Below are 22077 nucleotides of genomic sequence, written 5' to 3' on the forward strand. Positions count from 1 at the left end.
AGCTATCAGGAATTCTTATGACCGGAGATATCGACGTCCGGCTGCTGCGCGCCTTCGTCACCGTGGCCGATACGGGAACGGTGAGCCGGGCCGCCGATCGGCTTGCCCGCACGCAGGCGGCGGTGAGCATGCAGCTTCAGCGCCTCGAAGGTGAAGTCGGCGCCGAGCTGCTGCGCCGCTCGCCGCGCGGCGTGACGCTGACCGAGGCCGGCGAGATCCTGCTCGCCTTCGCCCGCAAGGCCATCGCGATCGGTGACGATGCCAGGCGCGAGATAGAAGGCCGCAGGCTGGTCGGCCGTGTCCGGCTGGGCATCGTCGAGGATTTGGCGATAACGCGGCTGCCGTTGATCATCGCCGAATTCCGCCGCCGGCATCCTTCCGTGGAGATCGAGCTGACGTCGGCCAGCAGCAGCGATCTCAGCAAGTCGCTGGGCGAAGGAAGATGCGACATCGTCATGGCCGATCCGGCGCGCTTCACAATGGCGCCGCGAGGCCATGTGTCACGACAGCTGGTCTGGGCGGCAAGCCGCATGATCGAGATCGATGACGAGGTCGAGCTTCCGCTGATCATCTTCGAAGGCGCCTGCTCCTGGCAGGACAGAATGCTGGCCTCGCTCGCCGAGGCCGGGATCGGCTGGAAGATCGGCTGCCGCGTGTCGACCTTCGCGACGCTGATCTCGGCGCTGAGGGCCGGGCTCGGCATCGGGCTTCTGCTGCAGGAAGGACTGCCGCCCGACTGCCAAAGCCTCAACGGACGCTTCAACCTGCCGCCGGCGGCGATGGCGGATTTCGGCCTCTATCTCGCGAGGGACCCGTCGCGGCTGGTCGAGGAGTGTGGCGATTTCCTGCGAGCGGGATTCGAAGCGTAGCGAAATATCTGACGCCGTTCACCGTTCCTGGTCGGTCGGGCGGATGACGATCTCGTTGACGTTGACATGTGCCGGCTGGCTCACGGCGTAGAAAATGGCCGCGGCGATGTCCTCGGCGGTCAGCGCCTCCATGGCGGCAAGCCGCTTATCCAGATCAGCCTTGAACGCCGGATTGGTGATGTGGTCGCCGAGCTCTGTGCGCACCAGGCCAGGCGCGATGACGGTGACGCGAACCTTGTCGGCGTAGACTTCGCGGCGCAGCGATTCGGAAAAGCCGACGACACCTAACTTGGTTGCGGCATAGCCGCTGGCGCCGGGATTGGCGACGCGGCCGGCGATCGACGAGACATTGACGATGTGACCCTTGGCGGCCCTGAGATGCGGCAGCGCCGCCTTGGTGACGCCCATCAGCGCCAGCAGGTTGAGCTCGATCATGCGGCGCCAGTCGTCGAGCAACGCCTCGGCGGCCGGCGACAGAAGCATCACCCCGGCATTGTTGACGAGTATGTCGAGGCGGCCCCATTCGGTGACAACCTTGTCGACCATGGCGGTGACATCGTCGTTGCTGGTGACGTCGGCCTCGATGCGGAGCGCCGTGCCGCCGGCCTTTTCGATACGTGCGGCCAGCGCTTCGAGACGATCGGCGCGGCGTGCGGCAATCGCCACCTTGGCCCCGGCGGCTGCGAGCGCCACAGCCGTTGCCTCGCCGATGCCCGAGGAGGCGCCGGTGACGAGTGCGACCTTGCCGGCCAGTGCGGAAGAAACAGAAGTCATTGTGAAGTCTCCAAGGCCCCTGCCCGATCTTCAGATAGGCCGCGGGCCGCGAAGTGGAAGACCGGCTTTGCTCGGCTCTACTCGTCTGGGCCGGGCTCCGGCCAAGGCTCTTTCGCCGCCTCGGCATACCAGTGCCGCATCGCCGGGATCGAAAGCACGGCGTCGACATAGGCGCGGGTGTCGGGCGCCAGCGTGCCACCATAGGTGTCGAAGCGGGTGACGACCGGCGCGTACATGGCATCGGCCGCGGTGAAACGGCCAAACAGAAACGGCCCGCCTTTGCCGTATTTTTCGCGGCATTCGCGCCATAGCCCTTCGATGCGCGCCCGTTGCGCCTCACCTTCGGCGTCGAGCGGCTTGTGGCCTTTCGGCCGGCGCAAATTCATCGGCCAGCCATAGCGGACCTCGCGAAAGCCGGAATGCATCTCTGTCGCCGCCGAGCGGGCCAGCGCGCGGGCGCCGATGTCGGCCGGCCACAGCTTTTTCTCGGGAAACAGCTCGGCGAGATATTCAAGGATGGCAAGGGTTTCCCAGACGATCCGGACCTCGCCATTCGGCAGCCGATGGTTCAGCACCGGCACCTGGCCGGTCGGCGATATCCTGGCCAGATTGGCCGCGGTCTCGGGCGTGCGCAGGCGCACAAGACCTTCCTCGAACGGGATCTCCAGATGCTTCATCGCCAGCCACGGCCGCAGTGACCACGACGAAAAACACTTGTTGCCGATGAAGAGCGTGAATTCAGCCATTGTCCCTCCGGCCCTGTCTGTTCGGGCGTTCTGCTGCACCCTATTCTGTCGGCTTCGCGGCCGGAAGCTATCCCAATCGACGGGCAGAACCCGGAACCTAAGCGATCCGCGACCGTTTCTCCAGGCGAACGGTTCAGGAGATGCGAGATGGTGAACAAGGATCAGGTTGCCGGCGTTGCCAAGCAAGCCAAGGGCGCCGTCAAGCAGGCCGCCGGCAAGACCACCGGCAACAGGCGCACCGAGGCCGAAGGCGACGTCGACAAGGCGACCGGCAAGATGCAGAAGGCTTACGGCGACGTGAAGGACAAGGTGAAGAAGGCGCTCTGATCCTGCCTCGTTGGGGCAGCGAAGAAAGGCGGCGGGTGCCGCCTTTTTCAGGCTCGCTCAACTTCAGAATGTAAGGCTTTTGATGAAGGCGTTGGTGAAAGTGACCTCGCCGTGGTTGCCGGTGGCCTCGCCCAGAACCACTTCCATACTATTGCTGGTCACCCGCGCCAGCGCGAAACCGCCCATGAAGGCCGCCTTCGGCTTGAACAGATCGAGCCCGTCACGGCGATAGATCATCGGCGTCGCGTGCTGGTGGCCGTGAAAAATGCCGACGACATTATAGCCCTTCAGCGCAGCCAGCAGCGCCTGCCTGTCAGCCTCGCTCCACCAATGCGGTGGACCCGTGCCGCCATCGTCGAACGTTCTTTTGCCGGCGTTCCATCTTTCGATCGAAAAATCGTCCCAGCCATAGTGCTGGAAAAGGATGACAGGGCGCCCATCGCCGGCATAGGTCGCCAGATCCTGCTTCAGCCATGGCAGGCTGCTGGCGGAGACATGGGCAGTATCGCCGGCGAAGCGGTGCGTCTGGACAAGATGCAGGCCGCCCCAATCCCACGAATAACAGTCGGTCGCGACATCGAAGGCAGTGGCCGGCACCGGCGGCTTGAAGAACACACCGGGGCGGTGGTTGACCTCGACGTAGTCGCGCATTTCGCGGCGGTACCAGTCGACATGCGAGCGCGGGCCGTTCTGGTCGAGGTCGTGGTTGCCGAGGCCGACATAGACCGGCATGTGCACGCGGTCGGGGCCGACGCCTTGCTGGTAGCGCTGGCTGAACTGAAGCAGCTGCGTGCCCTCGCTGGGCTGGGTGATCTGGCCGCCGCCGTCATCGGTGATGTCGCCGCCAACGACGAGGCCGAGCGGCGTGCCGATTCTGCCTTTTGAGCGCAGGCCGGTGGCGACGCCATCGACTTCGGCCGGCCATTGTCTGTCGCCGATGCCATTGAGTGCGGCGACGTTGCGCAGCAAGGCGTCGTCGGTCTTGCCTTGCTGCTCGCAATGCGGGCTCAACCCGCTGGCCATGCGGCAGGCATGGACGTCGGCAATGAACAGGAAAGTGGCGTCGATGGGCGGGATGCGCTGCCCAGTCTGGCCGAAGGCCGGGCGCGAAACGGCGCCGGCCGCGGCAACGGCCGCTGCCTTCATCAGGAAGCTGCGCCGGGAAACCGGCCGGCCGGAAATGCGATGCATCATGCGCTAAAATTCAGCACGACGCGGACCGGCAGTCCAGTTGCTCGTAAAGTATGTCGACACGTTCTCCCAGGTCTGGCATTGCTTTCGGCATTCAACTTGCGCGGGCAGAGAGGACGCCATGAAAACTGCATCCATCGGCATGACAATGGCCATTCTGGCGGTGACGAGCGCAGCGCATGGCGCCGGGTGCATCGACGCCAAATCGGCCAAGGCCGGCTTCATTCTCGAAAGGCCCGGCATCCGTAGCGAATTTCGCCCGGCGGCGGGCGGAATGGTGGCGGTTGCCAACAAATACCAGTCGCAATCGCCGCAGTCGCAGTACCTGTTCGGCGGGCTGATCGAGGTGTTTCGCGACAGCAGCACGGGGCAGCTGGCGATGATCCCGTTTTCCGATCTCAGGAAGGTGTTCCCGCTGAAGGCGGGTGCCAAGAGCAAGATCGTGTTTGCCCGTCTTGCACCGAACAAGCCGCCGAAGGGCACCGAGACGCTGGAGATCAACGTCAAGGGCAAGGAGACGTTCAGCCTGGGTGACTGCAAATACTCCGTACTCGCGGTCAGGCAGACGATCAGTAGCGAGGCCGGCGAGACGCGGGACGAGTTCACCGCGCTTTACGCACCCGACCTGCAGGCAGTTGTGGCCAGGCGCTATGACGAGGGCACTAGCGCCGAAAGCGTGGTCGGCTACGAGCTGATCAAGCCGCTGCCGAATTAAGAGCTCGGCCTCCCGCCTCGGTCGCGATATCAGCGACTGCGGCCTCTGTCCTGCCAGCGTTAAAGCGCTCTGTGCAGTATCCTGCGACGTCGCCTCGTGACTCCCTGTTCCAATGCCATCAGGCAATCGCGCAGCACGCTTGCGTCCTGCGCGGTCTTGGCCATCGACATGGCGCCGGAATAGCTGGCGACAGCCAGCGACGCGAAGCGCTGCGGATCGATGCCCTGTTCCCGACCCGCCTGCTGGTCGGCCCTGATCTTGTCGGCGATCGCCTGACGCCAGGTAGAAAAAATGCTGGCAAGGGCAATGCGGAAATCCGGATCGGCAAGCGACAGTTCATGCGCCAGGTTGTTGAGCGGGCAGCCGCGCACGAAACCCTGCTGCTCCAGCTCCGCCGCGACGGCCGCGAACACGGAGCGCACGCCCTCGCGCGCTGAGGGAGCCATCCGCACCGGCGCGATCCATGTCTCTTCTACGGCGGCGGCGACCCGCTCCTCGATCACTGCGAGCGCCAGCGCCTTCTTGGTCGCGAAATGGTGGTGCAGCGCGCCGCCGGTGACGCCCGCCGTCGCCATCAGGTCGCCCATGCTGGACGCATGATAGCCGCGTGCCTGAAACGCCTCCTCGGCGACATCGAGCACCTTTTTGCGCATGCCTTCGGGGTCGTTGGTGCGTTTTTGAGCCCGCGACCTTGGGCGAGCGGATATCTCTGCTGACATCTTCACACGATAGCAGATTGACAAAACAGGACAACCGGTCTGTTTTGTAAAACAGGATGACTGACCTGTTTTGGAGATCGAGCGATGAACCTGCCTTACGCCGCGCCTAAATCCGATCTGCTCGCCTCGCCCGTCGTCGAACTCAGGCAATACACGTTGAAACCCGGCCGGCGCGAGACGCTGATCGGCATCTTCGACAATCACCTGATCGAGGGCCAGGAAAGCGCGGGGATGACCATCATCGGCCAGTTCCGCGATCTCGACCGGCCGGATATGTTCGTCTGGCTGCGCGGCTTCGACGGTATGGAAGCGCGGAAAAACGCTCTGACCGCCTTCTACGACGGGCCGGTCTGGGCTGCGTGGCGCGACGCCGCCAACGCCACGATGATCTCATCCGACGACGTGCTGCTGCTGAAGCCGGCCTGGCCGGGCGCGACCCTAGACCTCTCGGGATCGAAACGATTACCCCCGGCGGACCTCGAAAAACCGAGCGCAAGCAGCGATTTGCAGGCAATTGTTGTCATCAGGATTCATCATTTGCAACCGGGCCTGGAAGCCCGTTTCGCCAATGACTTCCAGACCGCGTCCCTTCTGGTGCTCGCCGCATTTGGCGCGTCGCCGCTCGCCGCCTTCGTTACCGAGCATGCCGAAAACAGCTTTCCGCGGTTGCCGGTGCGGGCCGGCGAAAACGTCTTCATCAGCATCACCGGTTTCGCGAGCGCCGATGCACATGCCCGCCGCGAGGCAGCCTTGGCTGCCTTCCCGAGATGGCAGGAATTGGAGCAGGCCGCGCAGTGGGAATTCGCCAGGCCCGTGGAGGTTCTGCGCCTGGCGCCCACGGCGCGGTCGCTGCTCGGACAGCCAACGCCGGCGTGACCAATGCCGTTGAAAGCCACCTATGTGCACTGAACCCCCCCTGTCTGGTTCACACCTGAAAATGCCTGGCATGGATCACCTGGTAACGCGTGGTCCATGCGGTTGCCTGCTCCAGGTCAAGGCAAACGCGCAGCAGCCGGTGATCCTCGTTCTTGCGGCCAATGAGCTGGATGCCAATCGGCAGGCCGTCTTTCGACTGGAAAAGCGGCAGGCTGGCGGCCGGTTGGCCGGTGACGTTGAAGATTTCTGTGAAAGGCGCAAAGCCGTAGGCCCGCCTCGCCCAAGCCTCGTAATCAAAGACAGCACCATCGCCATGGATGGCGCCAAGCCGGGGCGTAAGCTCGGCCGTCGTCGGTGTCATGATCAGGTCGAACCCATCGAACGCCATCGCCATCGCCAGCGAAGCGCTGTGCACATGGTCCTGCGCCCTGAAATAATCGGCGGCCGAGGATCGCCGAAAACAGTCGAGCGCGTGACGAGTCAGGCTTTCGATTTCGCCGGCCCCCGGCATCCGCCCGATCTCGTCGGCGCGATCGTCAACCAGCCGCGCGACCTCCGACATCCAGAAGATGCTCCAGTCCGCTTCGGCGCTGGCTTCCCGCGGGAAACGCGCCTCTGTGACCTCGTGCCCCCTGTCCTCGAGGAGGATCATGGCTTCCTGAAATTTTGCCCCGATCTCGGACGCGACGGGCGTGCCGTCCGGCCGGTGCGCCAGGCACGCGACGCGCAGACGCGCACCGGGCGAAGACAGCCAGTCCAGGTAGGACGGCACCGATTTGGACACGGAGTAAGGCGCTCCTTGTTCTGGACCGGCAGTCATGTCCAGCATGGCGGCGCTGTCGCGAACGGTGCGGGACAGCACGTTCTCGGCGTAGAGCCCGGCGCCGACCTGACCTCGACCAGGCCCGACAGGCGTGAGCCCGCGCGACGGCTTCATGCCGAACACGCCGCAACAGGCAGCCGGCACCCGGATCGATCCGCCGATATCGGAACCGTGGGCGACCGGCACCATGCCGCTCGCCACCGCGGCAGCAGCTCCGCCGCTTGAGCCGCCCGCCGTCAGCGAAGGATCCCAGGGGTTCGAGGTCGGGCCGCGAAAGCTGGGTTCGGTGACGAAGTCGTTGGCAAATTCAGGCGTGTTTGTCTTGCCCAGCAAGATCAGACCGGCGGCCCGCCAGCGCCGGACGATCTCGCTGTCGGGCTTCGGCGCGGCATCCTTGAAGTAGAGCGACGAGTGCGTCGTCGGCCACTCCCGTACATTGACGCCGGTGTCCTTGACCAGAAAAGGAATGCCGGCGAGTGCCGCCTGCCGGTTGCAGCTTGCCGCAACGGAAAGCGCCCGGTCCGCATCGATCAGCGTCACGGCATTGAGGGCGGGATTGATGCTTTCGATCGCTTCGATAGCCGCCTCGACGACCTCGACGGCCGACAATTCGCCCGAGCGAACATGCCCGGCCAGGGCGACGGCATCCAACGCCACGTATTCGGAAAGATTCATGACTGCTCTCAGCCCGGACTACCGGTCGCTTCGGCTGTCGGCTGGGGTCCAGCTTTGGTACCGATCTTGAAATACCGGCCGATGGCTGCCGCGACCAATGCCGGATCCTCCCAGTGCGGGTTGTGTCCGCATCGCACCGCGCTCACGAAAGCGGCGCTAGGGATTTCTTCGAGGAGCCGCCGTTGGTGCGTTTCGTCGAAGAGCAGGTCGTGCGCGCCAGCAATGACAAGCGCCGGCAGGCGCAGCATGCGCGCCTTGTCGGTCAGATCGATGCGCCGAACCTGCTCCAGGATTGCGCGCCAGAGTGCCGCCGGCATGGCTGACGCCTCCTCCGCAGTCATGGTCAGGAATTCCGCTGGAACCTCGGCCTCGCAGGCATGCCAATAGTCATAGAACGGATCGGCCGGCGATATCGGGTCTCGAAGCGCCCGCACACCAATGGTCATCGGGTGATCCTCACCGATCTGCGGCCGTAGCGTTCCGGCCATCAGCACCAGGCCGCCGATCATCTCGGCGTAGCGTGCGGCTGCCTCGATCGCCACCATACTGCCCAGGGAATGCCCGACCAGAACCGGCCGCTCGAGCCGCAATCGCTCGATCAAACTCGCCACATCTTCCGCGAAATCCGCTGGGGCGAAGCCGCGTGTCCCGGCCGGCGAGGCGCCATGCCCGCGCAGGTCTGGAATGACAAGCCGGCGCCCGGCGAGATGCGGCGCCAGCAAGGAGAAGCTGCGGCTCGTGTCGGAGAAGCCGTGCACCAGCACCAGCGCGGGCTCCTGCCCGGCGATTTCGACGAAGGCCGTTTCAGTGCAGCCGGCACCGACCTTGCGCTTGCGGCCGCTCCAGCCCGCCTGATCGGCCGATATCACAGGCCGAGCTGCTGCTTGACTGCATCGAGCGCGGGCTTGCCATCGAATGTGGTGACACCGGCAAGCCAGGCGCCGAGCCTATCCGGATTCTCTTTGAGGGCCTTCAGGCCGGCTTCCTCCGGCTTCATACCGTCATTGATGAGATAGCCCATGCCGAGATTTTCGAAATCGATATCGAAGGCGAGGTTCTTCAGCAACTGCCCGACATTCGGGCATTGCTGCAGATAGCCCTTGCGCACCTGCGTCGTCACCGTCGCGGCGCCGAAGTTCGGGCCGTAGAACTTGTCGCCGCCGCTCAGATATTTGAAGTCGTACATCGTGTTCATTGGATGCGGCGCCCAGCCCTGGAAGACGATGAAGCGCTTTTCCTTGATCTCGTAGCCGACCTCGGAAAGCATGCCGGCTTCACTCGATTCGACGACCTGCCAGCCATCGAGGCCGAGCGACTTATCGGCGATGGCGTCCATCATCAGCTGGTTCGAGCCCGGCTCGATGCCGTACATCTTCCTGCCGAATTTGTCGGCGAACTTTTGCAGGTCGGCAAAATCCTTGACGCCGGCCTCCCACACGTAAGTCGGCACGGCAAAGGTGTATTTGGCGCCGACGAGATTGACGCGCACATCGTCTACCGAGCCGTCCTTCTTATAGGGCTCATAGTAGGTGATCATCGCCGGATCCCAATAGCCAAGGAACACGTCCAAATCATTGTTCTTCAAGGATTCATAGATGACGTTGATGCCCAGAAGCGAGCTTGCCGGCTTGTAGCCGAGCGCATCGAGCAAGACGCTGGTGACACCGGTGGTGAAGGCAAGGTCGTTCCATCCAGGCTCGGCCATGCGCACGACCTTGCATTGCTCAGGTTCAGCCGCAAAGGCCGGCCGGATCGCCAGCAGGACGCAGAGCGAGGCGCCTATTCCAAGGCTACGAAGCATTTCGGTTCTCCTCATTTCACCAACGACGTTGACCGTTCGGTTTTTAAATTGTCCCAACGGTCAATCATTGATCTCGGCGGACAAAAATGTCAACGTCGGTTTTCGATGCAGGATCCCGGCCCGTGAAACTCAAGCGTCTCAGCGACATACGCCGCAAGGAGCTGCGGCAAGCCGCCTTTGCCGTGCTTCAGCGCGAAGGCATAGCTGGCGCGACCATAGAAAAAGTGGCGGCACAGGCCGGCGCGTCGAAGGGCATCGTGCTGCACTATTTCAACAGCAAGCGGGAGTTGTTCGAGCATGCCATGCGCGAATCGAACCTGGTGCTGCGGCATGCGGTGGTCGAGCGGCTGAGACAGGCGCGCACGCCAATGCAACGGATAGAGGCCATCATCGAAGGCAATTTCGAGCCGCATCTCTTCCAGCCGTCCCTCTGCCACGCCTGGCTTTCGCTTTGCGCGGAGGTGCCGCGCGACGAAAGGCTTGCCCGCATCCAGAAGGTGATCCATGCGCGCATGCGCTCCAACCTGCTGTCTGGCCTGCGCGGTCTGGCGCCGGCACGCGATGCTGACGAGATCGCTTTCGGCGTCACCGCCCTGATCGACGGGCTGTGGTTGCGGCTTGGCCTGCAGCCAGGCAGCGTCACGCGTGAACAGGCCATTCATCAGGTCAAGGATTTCGTCGCTACGCGGCTGGCTGTTCGGCGCGGTGCAGCCGCTGCCGAATAGCTAGGCGCATCAGCCGAAAGTTCATATTGTAGGATAGGCCGGCGGCTTGACCACAATTGGCAACGGCGCTGTTCTCCAGACGGCAATGCGCGGGAGTGTTGGATGAGACTAGGCGGCAAACGGGCACTGGTCACCGGCGGCTCGGACGGGATCGGGCTGGCAATCGCCGAGGCTTTCTTGCGCGAAGGCGCGGACGTGCTGATCGTCGGCCGCGACGGCAAAAAACTCGACGCCGCCCGCAAGCAGCTCGGGGATAATGTCGACACGCTGTCGGCCGACCTGTCGGCCAGCGCCGGCATCGATGCCGTGGTCGAGCATGCCAGGCGCGGCCCACCTGTCGATATCCTCGTCAACAATGCCGGCGTAGCGTTCCTTGTGCCGTTCGAGACCGTCAGCGAGGACCAGTTCCAGCAGTCATTCGCGCTCAACGTCACGGCGGTATTCTTTCTCACCCAACGGCTGTTGCCGCATCTCGCGCCGGGTGCGGCTTCGGTGATCAACATCTCGTCCTATTTCGCGCACAAGATGATCCCGAAGCGGCCGTCCAGCCTTTATTCGCTGTCGAAGGGCGCGCTCAATTCGCTGACCAAGTCGCTCGCCTTCGAGCTCGGGCCGCGCGGCATAAGGGTCAACGCGATCGCGCCCGGCACGGTCGACACAGCGATGCGGCGCAGGTCGATCGAAAACCTGCCTGAGGCCGCGCAAGCCGAGCTCAAGGCCTATGTCGAGCGCAGCTATCCGCTCGGCCGCATCGGCCGGACCAGCGACCTTGCCGGCATCGCGGTCTATCTCGCCAGCGACGAAGCGGCATGGACCAGCGGCGGAATCTTCGCCGTGGATGGAGGATACACGGCGGGGTAAGGTTGCGATCTCCCCCCTCGAGGGGGAGATGGCCGGCAGGCCAGAGGGGGTCGTCTCGCGTGGAACACCAGCCTGTTCCGTCCGCTATGGGAGTTGCGTCAAGACCTACCGCCCCCCTCTGTCGCCTTCGGCGACATCTCCCCCTCAAGTGGGGAGATTGCCAGCACCTTCAACCGATTTGCATTCCCGTCACCCGCAATCTCCGCTTGAAGGCATTTGTGCAACGCGATACGCCGATTGCAAATTGCAAACCGGAGAGACACGTGAGCGCGCCAGAGACCAGAACCGAAACCGACACGTTCGGTCCCATCGAGGTCGCCGCCGACCGCTATTGGGGCGCGCAGGCGCAGCGTTCGCTTGCCAATTTCAAGATCGGCTGGGAGAAACAGCCGGCGTCGATCGTGCGGGCGCTGGGCATCGTCAAGCGGGCGGCAGCGGAGGCCAATATGGAGCTGAAGCGGCTCGATCCGGCGATCGGCAAGGCCATCATCGAGGCCTCGCAGGAGGTCATCGACGGCAAGCTGAACGAGCATTTCCCGCTGGTCGTCTGGCAGACAGGCTCAGGCACCCAGTCCAACATGAACGCCAATGAGGTGATTTCCAACCGGGCGATCGAGCTTTTGGGCGGCGTCATGGGATCGAAGAAGCCGGTGCATCCCAACGACCACGTCAACATGAGCCAGTCGTCGAACGACACCTATCCGACGGCCATGCACATCGCCTGCGCCGAGCGCATCACTCACGACCTGCTACCGGCGCTAAGACATTTGCATACGGCACTCGAGGCCAAGACCAGGGCTTTCGCCCACATCGTCAAGATCGGCCGCACCCACACCCAGGACGCGACGCCGCTGACGCTTGGCCAGGAATTCTCCGGCTACGCGGCGCAGGTCGCCTCGTCGGTCAAGCGCATCGAAATGACCCTGCCCGGCCTGCAGGAGCTGGCGCAGGGCGGCACCGCGGTCGGCACCGGCCTCAATGCGCCGGTCGGTTTTGCCGAAAAGGTGGCGGCGCGCATCGCCGCGATCACCGGCATCGATTTCGTCACCGCGCCGAACAAGTTCGAGGCGCTGGCCGCCCATGATTCCATGGTCTTCTCGCACGGCGCCATCAATGCCTGCGCGGCGGCGCTGTTCAAGATCGCCAACGACATCCGCCTGCTCGGCTCCGGCCCGCGTTCGGGCCTCGGCGAATTGTCGCTGCCGGAAAACGAACCGGGCTCCTCGATCATGCCGGGCAAGGTCAATCCGACCCAATGCGAGGCGATGACGCAGGTTTGCGTGCAGGTGTTCGGCAACAACGCGGCGATCAGCTTCGCCGGCAGCCAAGGCCATTTCGAGCTCAACGTCTACAATCCGCTGATGGCCTATTGTTTCCTGCAATCGGTACAGCTGCTGGCCGACGCTTCCGTGTCGTTCACCGACAATTGCGTCGTCGGCATCAAGGCCCGCGAAGACAACATCAAGGCAGCGCTCGACCGTTCGCTGATGCTGGTGACGGCGCTTGCGCCGACGATCGGCTACGACAACGCCGCCAAGATCGCCAAGGCGGCGCACAAGAACGGCACAACGCTGCGCGAGGAAGCGCTGGCCACCGGGTTGGTCAGCGAAGCCGATTATGAGCGGCTGGTGCGGCCGGAGGACATGACGCATCCAGGCTAGGGCGTTGATATGCCTGGATCTCAACACCCATGTTGATCGCGAAAACGTTACCTTGGTGAACAATCCGTAACCAATCTGGCATCTTTGGTGAACAGTCGGCCTGCGCTAACTAGACGGGTATCCCAAGCCGTTTGGCCAAACCCTTCTGGAGAGTTACGCATGTCCACCAACACGTCCACCAATACTTCGTTTGCCGGTTCCGGCACCGCCGCCGGCGCCTCGGGCACGATCCTGCTCGGCCGCATCCTGCTTTCGGTCATCTTCCTGCTTTCGGGTTTCGGCAAGCTGACGGCGATTGCCGGCACCGCCGGCTATTTCGGCAGCCTTGGCCTGCCGCTGCCGATGGTGACCGCCATTGTCGTCGGCCTTATCGAACTGCTTGGCGGCTTGGCCATCCTCGTTGGCTTCCAGACCCGGATCGTCGGCTGGGTAATGGCGATCTTCACCGTCGCCACCGCGCTGGTCGCCCACACCGGCTGGGCCGATCAGATGCAGATGATCAATTTCATGAAGAACCTCGGCATTGCCGGCGGCTTCCTCGTGCTCGCCTCCTCGGGCCCAGGCGCGTATTCGATCGACGCCAAGCGCGGCTGAAGCAGTCCAGCATTTCCTGAACAAAAGGGGCGCGGAATTTTCCGCGCCCCTTTTTCGTTGTCGTTTGTGCCTGTCGGTCCGCTGACCGGAATTCTGCTAGGATCGGGCTCTTGGCCACCCGGCCGACAACGGAGGTACCATGCCCCGCAATGCGCTGCTTTTGCTTTCCCGACTGCTGTTCGCCGCACTGTTCGTGCCGTCCGGCTTCCACGCGCTGACCGACATTGCCGGCACATCAGGCTATTTCGCCGGCCTCGGCCTGCCGCTGCCGACGCTGGCTGCCTGGGGCACCGGGCTGTTCGAACTGATCGCCGGGCTGCTCATCCTTGTCGGCTTCAAGACGCCGATCGTGGCGCTGCTACTCGCTGCGTTCTGCATCGCGGCGGGCTTCATCGGCCACTATGGCCAGGGTGGTGACGATCCGATGCTGACCTTCATGCATTCGCAGATGCTGATGAAGGACATCGCCATAGCAGGCGGTTTCCTGGCGCTGGCAATGGCTGGCGCGGGTGCATGGTCGGCCGACGGCCGGATGGCTGCAGGGACTGGCTAAGCTGCCGCCCGGCTCGGCTCATTTGCTGTCGAGAAAGACGAACTCCGCAAGCCTGGTTATGTTTATGGGCTGAGAGAGAAAGGCGCCATGCCCCATTTGACCGACGCTGATGGTCAGGCAAACCTGTCTGCTTTCCACCGCGATCGGCAGCCATTCATATCCATATTGATCTGCGCCCTTGGGGGAGTAGCTCCGAAGATTGCTGTCAATCGCGACATACAGGTAGTTACGCAATTGGATCAGGCTTGCCCTCTTCAGGTATGGCAACAGGTCGGTTCGGCCCACGACAGGGTCAAGAAAGTTGCCGAGGGGCTGATGAACGGACAGAGTTCGATCGACAGCGCCAGGACAGAGATTAACGTCCGCAAAAAACGTGTTCATCGAAATCGATCTTTGAAATTTGATCATTTCGTCGCTTATTCTAAATACAAAGTAATTTATCTTTTGCCCACTTTTAGGTTTTAAAAAACCTTTGAGCAGATTGAATGGTGTTTTGCCGTCTGCGCCTTTTGGATAACTCTTCTCAAACTCAAACGCGCCTTTTGCAGCAACGGAAACCTTGGAAACCGTCTGAGCTCTGGCCGCGTCGACAATCAACAATGACAGGACGGAAAGCAGCAGCGGCAGGATTTGACTGGATTTCACGATCTTCTCCCAAGCGTGGAGCTTGCAGCGAATTGCCACATCCAATTGGCGTCGTGCCTGAAACTACTTCACTGAAATACTAGGCCCGCCCTCGACCGCCAGCACCAGCCGGCGATTGGTGACCCTTGCCAGTTGTGCCAGCCGGCCGGCGGGGCGCTCGCCGTAAAGATCGGCCAGCGCTGCCGGCAGCACCAGCGCCAGCACGCCATTGCCGCGGTGTTCCCATTTCAGTCGCGGCATGACGCCGGGCATTGCCGCGCTCAGCAAATAGACGACACGCAGCAGGGCGGCCAGCACACGGGCGCGCTCGAGATAGCGCGGTGTCGCCAGTCCGCGGATTTCCGGAGCGGCTTCATTGAACACGCCCTCGTGGCGAAACAGGCTGACAAGCGCCAGGAAGGCGCGGCCGGGATGATCGACGCCGATGAAGGAGGCGTGGGCGATGATGTTGAGCGATTGCTTGCCGCGATATTCGGGATGGGCACGCCAGCCGATATCGGCGAGCAGGCAGGCGGCGTGGCGGTAGCGCGCCTCATCCCTGGTCTCGTCGATGCCGAAGGCGGCGAACGCCTTGCCGGTCCACTCGACAAGCTCATGCGCGTGGTCGACCGAGCGCGAGCGCAGGCGGGCAAGCTCTTCCGCCGCCGAGATCAGCGGATCGGCTTTCTGCTCGGCCTTGTCGAGCAGCGAATAGAGAAAGCCCTCGCGCACGCCCAGCGCCGACACGATGATCTTCGACGGCTGCATCGCCGCCATGATCTCCTGCAGCACGATGGCGCCATAGGGCAGCAGCGAGCGACGGTTCTTGGAGATGCCCTCGATGCCTTTGATCTTGTCGATCTCGGCTTTGGCGACCTGCCGGAGGAAGTTCGCGGCGCTTTCGATGCCGATCTCGTAATGGTGCATGACGCCGAGCGGGTAGTTGGTCATTTCCATGTGTAGCCGGGCGAGATTTCGCCAGGTGCCGCCGACCGTGTAGAACGCCCTGCCCTGCCCGCCCTTCAGCAATTTCGCCCGCGCCAGTTGCTCGCGCGTGATCCTTGCCGCCTGGGTCAGCGAGTTCTTCGCCATGTCCTGCAGGCGCAGGCCGCCCAACGGCAGCGTGATGCCGTCACCGATCGTCTCACCATCGATGTCGATCAGCTCGAGGCTGCCGCCGCCAAGATCGCCGGCGATGCCGTTGGCCGGATGGAAACCGGAAATGACGCCGAGCGCCGAATAATGGGCTTCCTCGCGGCCGCTCAGCACCTGGATCTCGGTCTTGAGCACATCCTCGGCGCGGTGGATGAAGTCGGGGCCGTTGACGGCCTCGCGAGCGGCGGCGGTCGCCAGCACATACATGCGCTCGGCGCCGGCCTGGTCGGAGAGTGCGCGGAAACGGCGGAACTCTTCCATCGAGCGCGTCACCGCCTCGGGATCGAGCTTTCCGGTCGAAACGATGCCGCGGCCGAGGCCGGCCAGCATCTTTTCGTTGAACAGCAAGGTCGGCGAACGCGCCAGCCCCTCATAGATGACAAGACGGATCGAGTTCGATCCGATATCGATGATGGACAGCGGTCGGCGGTCCTGAAGCCGGCCCTGGGACGCTGAAATCATCAGCCCGTCGCTGCGTTCTGTTTCTTGCGGCGCTTGAACTGCGCGATGCGCTTGGGCGCATGCGACTTCAACGCATCGCCCCGTCCGGACAGGCTCGGATTGGTCATGAAATATTCCTGCGCGTTGAACGGTTCCTCGCCCTCCTCCAGCACGACGCGCCGGGAGGTTCCGTCAGCCAATACGTCGAAACTTTGCTGGTTGTCCATGATGTTGCCGAGCATGATCTGGCCGAGCACCTGTTCATGCACAGTTGGATTGGTGATCGGCACCATGGTCTCGACGCGGCGGTCGAGATTGCGCGGCATCAGATCGGCCGAGGAGATATAGACGATCGCCCCGTCCGAGGGCAGGCCGTGGCCGTTGCCGAAGCAATAGATGCGGCTGTGCTCGAGGAAACGGCCGACGATCGACTTCACCCTAATGTTCTCCGATAGGCCGGGCACCTGCGGTCTCAGGCAGCAGATGCCGCGCACGACGAGATCGATCTCGACGCCGGCGCGGCTGGCATCGTAGAGCGCATCGATGACGATCGGGTCGACCAAGGCGTTCATCTTCATCCAGATGCGGGCCGGCCTGCCCTCCAGCGCGTGGCTGATCTCATCCGAAATGTGCTGGAGGATGCGGTCGCGCAGCGTAAACGGCGAGATGGCCAGCCGCATCTGCTCGGCCGGCTCGGCATAGCCGGTGATGAAGTTGAACAATTGGGCGACATCGCGCGCGATCGTCGGATCGGTGGTGAAGAAGGACAGGTCGGTGTAGATGCGTGCCGTGACCGGGTGGTAGTTGCCGGTGCCCAGATGCACGTAATTGCGCAGCCTGCCATCCTCGCGCCGCACCACCAGCGACATCTTCGCATGGGTCTTCAGTTCGAGAAAGCCGAAGACGACCTGGACGCCGGCGCGCTCGAGGTCGCGGGCCCAGCGGATGTTGGCCTCCTCGTCGAAGCGCGCCTTGAGCTCGACCAGCGCCGTCACCGACTTGCCGGCCTCGGCGGCGTCGACCAGAGCGCGTACGATCGGGCTGTCGTTGGAGGTGCGGTAGAGCGTCTGCTTGATCGCCACCACTTCCGGGTCGGCCATTGCCTGGCGCAGGAACTGCACCACCACGTCGAAAGATTCGTAAGGATGGTGGACGATGATGTCCTTCTCGCGGATCGCCGCAAAACAATCGCCGCCATGCTCGCGGATGCGCTCGGGAAAGCGCGGATTGTAGGGGGTGAATTTCAGATCGTCGCGGGCGACGGCGACGATCTCCGAGATCTGGCTGAGCGCCAGCGGACCGGTGAGCACGCTGATCCGGCTTGCCGAGACGCCGAGCTCGCCGGCGACGAAATCGCGCAATTCGGCCGGCATCAGCTTGTCGAACTCGATGCGGATGACCGAGCCGCGGCGTCGGCGCTTCAGCGCCGTCTCGAACAGCCGCACCAGATCCTCTGATTCTTCCTCGACCTCGATATCGCTGTCGCGGATGATGCGGAACGTGCCGGAGCCCTTGACCTCATAGCCGGGGAACAGCTTGCCGATATAGAGACTGACCGCCTCTTCGAGCGGAATGAAGCGGACATGATGCTTGCGATCCGGCAAACGGATGAAGCGCCTCAGTGCCACCGGCAGGCGCAGAAGCGCGCTCATTTCCTCGCCGTTCTTGCGATGGCGCAATTGCAGCGCCATCGAGAAACCGAGATTGGGAATGAACGGAAACGGATGCGCCGGGTCGATCGACAGCGGCGTCAGGACCGGAAATACCTGCTCCTGGAAATGGTCCTCGAGCCAGGTCTTCTCGTCCTTGGTCAGGCCATCGCGGGTGATGCTTTCGATGCCTTGTTTGTCGAGCAGCAGCATCAGCGCCGAAAGGCTGTTCTGCTGGTCCTCCTGCAGGCGCTCGACCTCGCGCAGCAATTGTTCGAGCTGCTGCTCGGGAGTGCGCCCATCCGGGCTCTTCAGCACGATGCCTTCGCGCACCTGGCCGGCAAGACCAGCGACGCGGACCATGAAGAACTCGTCGAGGTTGGCGGCCGATATCGACAGGAAGCGAACGCGCTCGAGCAGCGGGTGATTGGCGTTCAGCGATTCCTCGAGCACGCGCCGGTTGAATTGCAGCCAGGAAAACTCGCGATTGACGAAGCGATCGGGATTGCCGCCTTCGGGGCTCGCCGCCTCGACGGTGATGAATTCGTTCTGCACCGGCTTCAGTTCGTTCATGGTTCCCGCTCTTCCCACACCGTTCGACGAGCACAGCCTTAACCGGCTTAACTTATCCTCTGACAGGCTTTTGCGACAGTTTCATTTCATCGATCTTGCAAAGAGACGGGTTATGATCCAGATGCAATCGACGAGATCAGGAGACGACGATGGCAGGCGGTTCCATTCCCCATTTCCAGAACGATGCGGGCTACCCGGCAATCGACATCGGCGTCAAGGAATTCATGTGCACCGGCGCCAATCCGCCTTTCGACCATCCGCATGTATTTCTCGACATGGGCGACGACAATGAAAAGGTCTGCCCCTATTGCTCGACGCTCTATCGCTATTCGCCGAAACTGAAGGCATTGGAAACGCAGCCGCCGGGCTGCCTCTATATCGACCAGGCCGCCTGATTCTTCCGCGACAAGCCTGATGCAGGAAACGCAGTCCCGGCAGGTGGTCATCGCCGGGGCGGGCGTCGCCGGGCTGACCGCGGCACTGGCCTTCGCCGAGCGCGGCTATCGGGTAAAACTGTTCGAACAGGCGCAGCACCTCGAGGCTGCCGGCGCCGGTATCCAGCTTTCGCCCAGCGCGACGCGCATCCTACGGCAGCTCGGCGTACTCGATCGGCTGCTGGCGACGGCGGTGCGCCCGGAGGCAGTCGTGCTCAAGGATGCCGCCACGCTGCGCAAGCTGGCGCGCGTACCGCTTGGCCAGGCGGCCGACACGCGCTGGGGAGCGCCCTATCTCGTTGCCCACCGCGCGGATCTGCAGTCAGCGCTGATGCAGCGGATAGCCGAGCGGCCCAAGGTCGAGCTTGTCACCGGTGCCCGCGTCTGCGGCGTCGCAACCAGACCGAATGGCATCACCGCAACAGTCGAGATTGCCGGCACGACCATCGAAACCGAAGCATCGTTGCTGGTCGGCGCCGATGGCGTCTGGTCGTCGGTGCGAGAAACGCTTGCCCGCAACGCAGCCGATTTCCGGAGAAGCCGGTTTTCGGGCGAGCTTGCCTGGCGCGCCACGGTGGCCGCGGACAGCCTTGCCGGACAAGCCTTCAGGGCGATCGGTGCGCCCGATTGCGTTACCGCATTCCTCCATCCAGGCTTCCATATGGTCGCCTATCCGGTCAGCCGTGGCACTGTCTTCAACCTCGCGGCCTTCACCAAGGGCGAGCGCATCGCCGAAGGCTGGTCGGGGTATGCCGACCCCGCCAGCCTCGCCAGCGCCATGCGCGGTACCGCGCCGGCGCTGGTTCGCCTAGCGAACGAGGCGGCGCAGTGGACGGCATGGCCGATCCACATTGTCGAGCAGCGGCGGTGGACGACGCCGCAAGGCATCGCGCTGATCGGCGATGCGGCGCACGCGATGACGCCGTTTGCCGCACAGGGCGCGGCGATGGCGATCGAGGACGCGGCGACGCTTGCCGGCTTCGTTGCGGCCTCCACAGCCGATCTTGAGGGGGCGCTTGCCGCCTGGGAACAGGCGCGGCGGCCGCGCGTCGCCCAGGTCGCCCGCCGCGGCGCCGTCAATCGCCTCGCCTGGCATGCGGCCGGGCCGGTGGCGATGGCCCGCAACCTGTTCCTGGCGATGCGCTCGCCCGAAAAACTCGCCGCCGATCTCGACTGGCTCTACGGCTGGCGGGCGTAGGACGTTCGGCGGTCCTAAGTCGCCCGGTCAATTGTAAAGCCGCATCGACAGGCCGAGCGATGCCGGCAGCGGGTTCCACCAGCCGGTGCGCAGCCCGGCGGTGCGCAGTGCCGCCGCCGCCCAGGTGTTGCAGCCGACCAGCGCGTTGAAACGGCCATTGCCTTCGAAGAAACGATCGAAACGGGAATACGCCGCATTCTCGATCGGCATGGCCCCGCTCGGTCCCTGCCGGAAGCTTCCCGCAATGTAATCGAGCAGCGCCGTAAACCGCTCCTCGCCGATGTCGAAGCCGGCGACGTCGGGATGCGGCTCGGCGATTTCGCCTGAAATGTCGACATGCATCACCGAGGCATCGACGGTCAGCGCCTTCATCACCGGCACTGCCTTCAGTTCCGACCAGGTCGGCGTCTCGAGATAGAAGGCGCGGCCGCCCCAGCCGAAGACGATGTAGCGGACCTCCGCCACGTCTGCTGGAATGCCGGCATCGACCAGGAAATGGAAGCGCCGGCGCACATCGTCGTCGACCGGGATGGCGATGTCGGTGTGGATCGGATTTTTCAGCACCAGGATGCGGTGGCTTGAGCCGATCGGATCGGCAACTGCCGCCGGCCAGAGCGGGCGCGGCAGCAGTGTGCCCAATGCCACCGCAAGGACTGCTGCAACGACCAGCAGGCCAAGAAAACGGGCAAGCTTCTTCATGGGAAAGGCATAGAACAAGCAATGCTCAAGGTGAAGCCCCTCCGAAAGTTGCACAGCTGACTTAGAGCTTGACGCGTATCCTCCCCGGGAGGATACGCTGAGGCATGTCAGATCACCTCCACGCCTCGCATCCTTCCATCATAAAGCGCCTGAAGCGCGCGCAAGGCCACCTTGCGGCGGTGCTGGCGATGATCGAGGCGCATCGCCCTTGCGTTGACTTGGCGCAGCAGCTTCATGCCGTCGAAAGGGCCATCAGCAGCGCCAAGCGCGAGCTGATCAACGATCACATCGAGCATTGCCTGACCGACAGCGTCGAAACCGGCGGCAACTCGCTGGCGGAACTCAAGCAGCTGGCGAAATATCTATGAATGCCATCGTAGCCCGCATTCTGGACTGGCTCGGGTTCGGCTCGCACGCCGCACATCATCACGGCGATCACGGTCCGCACGGTCACAGCCATGGCGTCATCGACGCGACAATTGCCACCACCGACCGGGGCATCTGGGCAATCAAATGGTCGTTCGTGATCCTGGCCATCACCGCGGCATTGCAGATGGTCGTGGTTGCGTTGTCGGGGAGCGTGGCATTGCTGGCCGACACGATCCATAACATCGGCGACGCGACCACGGCGATCCCGCTCTGGATTGCGTTCGTTCTGGCGCGGCGCAAGCCGTCGCGGATCTTCACGTATGGCTTGGGCCGGGTCGAGGATCTGGCCGGCATCATCATCGTGCTCATCATCCTGTTCAGCGCTGTAGTCGCCGCCTACCAAGCCATCGACAGGCTGATCAATCCACAAGTGGTGACACACCTCGGCTGGCTAACGGCGGCGGGCATTGTCGGCTTCCTCGGCAACGAGGCGGTTGCCGTGTTCCGTATCCGCGTCGGCCGCGAAATCAACAGCGCGGCACTGATTGCCGACGGCTACCACGCCCGCACAGATGGACTTACCAGCCTTGCCGTGGTCATCGGAGCCATCGGCGTTTGGTTCGGCTTTTCCTTGGCCGATCCGATCGTCGGCCTGCTGATCACGATTGCGATCTTCGGTATCGTCTGGCAATCGGCCCGCTCGGTGCTGACCCGCATGCTGGATGGAATCGAACCCGGTGTGATAGACGAAATCCGACATGCCGCCGAGCATGTTCCGGGCGCGCGCATTGTCGATGCCAAGGCGCGCTGGATCGGTCATAGATTGCACGCCGACATCGCAATTGCCGCGGACGAAACCCTGCCGCTGTCGGCGGCCAACAAGATCGCCGCAGCGCTGAAGGACGAACTATCCCAGCATATACCGGCCCTGGCTGAGGCGAATGTGCGGTTTTCAACGGAACGTGGAGAGAACGACCATCCTCACGAGCACACGCACGACCACGGCCACATGCACTGACGCTCGC

At 63.3% G+C, this 22077-nt stretch carries 24 protein-coding genes; 13 read left to right on the forward strand and 11 right to left on the reverse strand.

Features of this window, described 5'->3' with window-relative positions; all coding sequences use genetic code 11:
* Positions 1–17 precede the first annotated feature (17 nt).
* Positions 18–869 (forward strand): LysR family transcriptional regulator, encoded by an 852-nt coding sequence (locus NKH04_RS17495; protein ID WP_352817494.1) that lies wholly within the window; start codon positions 18–20, stop codon positions 867–869.
* Positions 870–887: 18 nt separating this feature from the next.
* On the opposite strand, the gene NKH04_RS17500 is transcribed toward NKH04_RS17495, so the two are convergent.
* Both NKH04_RS17500 and NKH04_RS17505 read right to left on the reverse strand, forming a co-directional pair.
* Positions 888–1643 (reverse strand): SDR family NAD(P)-dependent oxidoreductase, encoded by a 756-nt coding sequence (locus tag NKH04_RS17500; RefSeq protein ID WP_353044659.1) that lies wholly within the window; start codon positions 1641–1643, stop codon positions 888–890.
* A 77-nt stretch (positions 1644–1720) separates the two neighbouring features.
* A complete protein-coding gene (locus NKH04_RS17505; protein ID WP_352541615.1) occupies positions 1721–2389 on the reverse strand; it encodes a glutathione S-transferase family protein in 669 nt (222 codons plus the stop codon).
* 147 nt (positions 2390–2536) lie between these two features.
* Here NKH04_RS17505 and NKH04_RS17510 point away from each other — a divergent pair, with 147 nt between their 5' ends.
* Positions 2537–2716, forward strand: a complete 180-nt coding sequence (locus NKH04_RS17510) for a CsbD family protein (protein ID WP_353044660.1) — start codon at positions 2537–2539, stop codon at positions 2714–2716.
* Between the two features lie 63 nt (positions 2717–2779).
* On the opposite strand, the gene NKH04_RS17515 is transcribed toward NKH04_RS17510, so the two are convergent.
* Complete coding sequence (locus NKH04_RS17515; protein WP_353044661.1) at positions 2780–3910, reverse strand: metallophosphoesterase; 1131 nt, start codon at positions 3908–3910, stop codon at positions 2780–2782.
* A 118-nt stretch (positions 3911–4028) separates the two neighbouring features.
* Between NKH04_RS17515 and NKH04_RS17520 the strand changes: the two genes are divergently transcribed.
* Positions 4029–4622, forward strand: a complete 594-nt coding sequence (locus NKH04_RS17520) for a hypothetical protein (protein WP_353044662.1) — start codon at positions 4029–4031, stop codon at positions 4620–4622.
* 59 nt (positions 4623–4681) lie between these two features.
* On the opposite strand, the gene NKH04_RS17525 is transcribed toward NKH04_RS17520, so the two are convergent.
* Positions 4682–5275: a TetR/AcrR family transcriptional regulator gene (locus tag NKH04_RS17525; RefSeq protein ID WP_353044663.1), complete on the reverse strand. Its 594-nt coding sequence runs from the start codon at positions 5273–5275 to the stop codon at positions 4682–4684.
* Between the two features lie 150 nt (positions 5276–5425).
* Between NKH04_RS17525 and NKH04_RS17530 the strand changes: the two genes are divergently transcribed.
* Positions 5426–6217 carry an NIPSNAP family protein gene (locus NKH04_RS17530; protein WP_353044664.1) on the forward strand — a complete coding sequence of 264 codons (792 nt, stop codon included), beginning with the start codon at positions 5426–5428 and terminating at the stop codon, positions 6215–6217.
* A 49-nt stretch (positions 6218–6266) separates the two neighbouring features.
* Here the strand turns inward: NKH04_RS17530 and NKH04_RS17535 are convergent, their stop codons facing one another.
* From NKH04_RS17535 to choX, 3 genes are read right to left on the reverse strand one after another with little or no spacing between them, the layout of a single operon-like run.
* Entirely contained in the window at positions 6267–7715 is a 1449-nt protein-coding gene (locus NKH04_RS17535; RefSeq protein ID WP_352980664.1) for an amidase, read from the reverse strand.
* An 8-nt stretch (positions 7716–7723) separates the two neighbouring features.
* Positions 7724–8584, reverse strand: a complete 861-nt coding sequence (locus NKH04_RS17540) for an alpha/beta fold hydrolase (RefSeq protein ID WP_352503397.1) — start codon at positions 8582–8584, stop codon at positions 7724–7726.
* The gene (gene choX, locus NKH04_RS17545; RefSeq protein ID WP_353044665.1) at positions 8581–9516 is read right to left on the reverse strand and encodes a choline ABC transporter substrate-binding protein; all 936 of its coding nucleotides are present in this window, start codon (positions 9514–9516) and stop codon (positions 8581–8583) included. Before choX ends, NKH04_RS17540 begins: the two co-directional genes overlap by 4 nt.
* 122 nt (positions 9517–9638) lie before the next feature.
* Between choX and betI the strand changes: the two genes are divergently transcribed.
* From betI to NKH04_RS17570, 5 genes are all read left to right on the forward strand, one after another.
* Positions 9639–10241, forward strand: coding sequence for a choline-binding transcriptional repressor BetI (gene betI / locus NKH04_RS17550; protein WP_352472649.1), 603 nt, complete (start codon positions 9639–9641; stop codon positions 10239–10241).
* A 102-nt stretch (positions 10242–10343) separates the two neighbouring features.
* A complete protein-coding gene (locus NKH04_RS17555; protein WP_352472648.1) occupies positions 10344–11102 on the forward strand; it encodes an SDR family NAD(P)-dependent oxidoreductase in 759 nt (252 codons plus the stop codon).
* A gap of 263 nt (positions 11103–11365) precedes the next feature.
* Complete coding sequence (gene fumC, locus NKH04_RS17560) at positions 11366–12763, forward strand: class II fumarate hydratase (protein WP_353044666.1); 1398 nt, start codon at positions 11366–11368, stop codon at positions 12761–12763.
* A 159-nt stretch (positions 12764–12922) separates the two neighbouring features.
* The gene (locus NKH04_RS17565; RefSeq protein ID WP_352472646.1) at positions 12923–13357 is read left to right on the forward strand and encodes a DoxX family protein; all 435 of its coding nucleotides are present in this window, start codon (positions 12923–12925) and stop codon (positions 13355–13357) included.
* Positions 13358–13496: 139 nt separating this feature from the next.
* Positions 13497–13910: a DoxX family protein gene (locus NKH04_RS17570; protein ID WP_353044667.1), complete on the forward strand. Its 414-nt coding sequence runs from the start codon at positions 13497–13499 to the stop codon at positions 13908–13910.
* Positions 13911–13928: 18 nt separating this feature from the next.
* Here the strand turns inward: NKH04_RS17570 and NKH04_RS17575 are convergent, their stop codons facing one another.
* From NKH04_RS17575 to NKH04_RS17585, 3 genes are all read right to left on the reverse strand, one after another.
* Positions 13929–14555: a hypothetical protein gene (locus NKH04_RS17575; RefSeq protein WP_352594426.1), complete on the reverse strand. Its 627-nt coding sequence runs from the start codon at positions 14553–14555 to the stop codon at positions 13929–13931.
* Positions 14556–14618: 63 nt separating this feature from the next.
* On the reverse strand, positions 14619–16151 hold the full coding sequence (gene ppx / locus NKH04_RS17580; protein WP_353044668.1) for an exopolyphosphatase: 1533 nt from the start codon (positions 16149–16151) through the stop codon (positions 14619–14621).
* Positions 16151–18352 carry an RNA degradosome polyphosphate kinase gene (locus NKH04_RS17585; RefSeq protein WP_352980660.1) on the reverse strand — a complete coding sequence of 734 codons (2202 nt, stop codon included), beginning with the start codon at positions 18350–18352 and terminating at the stop codon, positions 16151–16153. Before NKH04_RS17585 ends, ppx begins: the two co-directional genes overlap by 1 nt.
* A gap of 149 nt (positions 18353–18501) precedes the next feature.
* Here NKH04_RS17585 and NKH04_RS17590 point away from each other — a divergent pair, with 149 nt between their 5' ends.
* Complete coding sequence (locus NKH04_RS17590; protein WP_254820632.1) at positions 18502–18747, forward strand: zinc-finger domain-containing protein; 246 nt, start codon at positions 18502–18504, stop codon at positions 18745–18747.
* Positions 18748–18766: 19 nt separating this feature from the next.
* Complete coding sequence (locus NKH04_RS17595) at positions 18767–19984, forward strand: FAD-dependent monooxygenase (RefSeq protein WP_353044669.1); 1218 nt, start codon at positions 18767–18769, stop codon at positions 19982–19984.
* A gap of 27 nt (positions 19985–20011) precedes the next feature.
* Here the strand turns inward: NKH04_RS17595 and NKH04_RS17600 are convergent, their stop codons facing one another.
* Positions 20012–20683, reverse strand: coding sequence for a TIGR02117 family protein (locus tag NKH04_RS17600; RefSeq protein ID WP_352771166.1), 672 nt, complete (start codon positions 20681–20683; stop codon positions 20012–20014).
* Positions 20684–20787: 104 nt separating this feature from the next.
* Here NKH04_RS17600 and NKH04_RS17605 point away from each other — a divergent pair, with 104 nt between their 5' ends.
* The gene (locus NKH04_RS17605) at positions 20788–21051 is read left to right on the forward strand and encodes a metal-sensing transcriptional repressor (RefSeq protein WP_023719742.1); all 264 of its coding nucleotides are present in this window, start codon (positions 20788–20790) and stop codon (positions 21049–21051) included.
* Positions 21048–22070, forward strand: coding sequence for a cation diffusion facilitator family transporter (locus NKH04_RS17610; RefSeq protein WP_502913408.1), 1023 nt, complete (start codon positions 21048–21050; stop codon positions 22068–22070). Before NKH04_RS17605 ends, NKH04_RS17610 begins: the two co-directional genes overlap by 4 nt.
* Positions 22071–22077: the final 7 nt, after the last annotated feature.

Source organism: Mesorhizobium sp. M1365 (genome assembly GCF_040317865.1).
Classification (GTDB): Bacteria; Pseudomonadota; Alphaproteobacteria; order Rhizobiales; family Rhizobiaceae; genus Mesorhizobium.

What these genes read in the sequence shown, in the direction of transcription:
- NKH04_RS17570 (WP_353044667.1), top strand. Translation starts at nt 13,497, where the DNA reads ATGCCCCGCAATGCGCTGCTTTTGCTTTCCCGACTGCTGTTCGCCGCA.
- NKH04_RS17520 (WP_353044662.1), top strand. Translation starts at nt 4,029, where the DNA reads ATGAAAACTGCATCCATCGGCATGACAATGGCCATTCTGGCGGTGACG.
- NKH04_RS17565 (WP_352472646.1), top strand. Translation starts at nt 12,923, where the DNA reads ATGTCCACCAACACGTCCACCAATACTTCGTTTGCCGGTTCCGGCACC.
- NKH04_RS17595 (WP_353044669.1), top strand. Translation starts at nt 18,767, where the DNA reads ATGCAGGAAACGCAGTCCCGGCAGGTGGTCATCGCCGGGGCGGGCGTC.
- NKH04_RS17495 (WP_352817494.1), top strand. Translation starts at nt 18, where the DNA reads ATGACCGGAGATATCGACGTCCGGCTGCTGCGCGCCTTCGTCACCGTG.
- NKH04_RS17610 (WP_502913408.1), top strand. Translation starts at nt 21,048, where the DNA reads ATGAATGCCATCGTAGCCCGCATTCTGGACTGGCTCGGGTTCGGCTCG.
- NKH04_RS17530 (WP_353044664.1), top strand. Translation starts at nt 5,426, where the DNA reads ATGAACCTGCCTTACGCCGCGCCTAAATCCGATCTGCTCGCCTCGCCC.
- NKH04_RS17590 (WP_254820632.1), top strand. Translation starts at nt 18,502, where the DNA reads ATGGCAGGCGGTTCCATTCCCCATTTCCAGAACGATGCGGGCTACCCG.
- NKH04_RS17515 (WP_353044661.1), bottom strand. Translation starts at nt 3,910, where the DNA reads ATGATGCATCGCATTTCCGGCCGGCCGGTTTCCCGGCGCAGCTTCCTG.
- NKH04_RS17525 (WP_353044663.1), bottom strand. Translation starts at nt 5,275, where the DNA reads ATGCGCAAAAAGGTGCTCGATGTCGCCGAGGAGGCGTTTCAGGCACGC.
- NKH04_RS17510 (WP_353044660.1), top strand. Translation starts at nt 2,537, where the DNA reads ATGGTGAACAAGGATCAGGTTGCCGGCGTTGCCAAGCAAGCCAAGGGC.
- ppx (WP_353044668.1), bottom strand. Translation starts at nt 16,151, where the DNA reads ATGATTTCAGCGTCCCAGGGCCGGCTTCAGGACCGCCGACCGCTGTCC.
- NKH04_RS17600 (WP_352771166.1), bottom strand. Translation starts at nt 20,683, where the DNA reads ATGAAGAAGCTTGCCCGTTTTCTTGGCCTGCTGGTCGTTGCAGCAGTC.
- NKH04_RS17500 (WP_353044659.1), bottom strand. Translation starts at nt 1,643, where the DNA reads ATGACTTCTGTTTCTTCCGCACTGGCCGGCAAGGTCGCACTCGTCACC.
- NKH04_RS17535 (WP_352980664.1), bottom strand. Translation starts at nt 7,715, where the DNA reads ATGAATCTTTCCGAATACGTGGCGTTGGATGCCGTCGCCCTGGCCGGG.
- NKH04_RS17555 (WP_352472648.1), top strand. Translation starts at nt 10,344, where the DNA reads ATGAGACTAGGCGGCAAACGGGCACTGGTCACCGGCGGCTCGGACGGG.
- NKH04_RS17505 (WP_352541615.1), bottom strand. Translation starts at nt 2,389, where the DNA reads ATGGCTGAATTCACGCTCTTCATCGGCAACAAGTGTTTTTCGTCGTGG.
- NKH04_RS17605 (WP_023719742.1), top strand. Translation starts at nt 20,788, where the DNA reads ATGTCAGATCACCTCCACGCCTCGCATCCTTCCATCATAAAGCGCCTG.
- choX (WP_353044665.1), bottom strand. Translation starts at nt 9,516, where the DNA reads ATGCTTCGTAGCCTTGGAATAGGCGCCTCGCTCTGCGTCCTGCTGGCG.
- NKH04_RS17585 (WP_352980660.1), bottom strand. Translation starts at nt 18,352, where the DNA reads ATGAACGAACTGAAGCCGGTGCAGAACGAATTCATCACCGTCGAGGCG.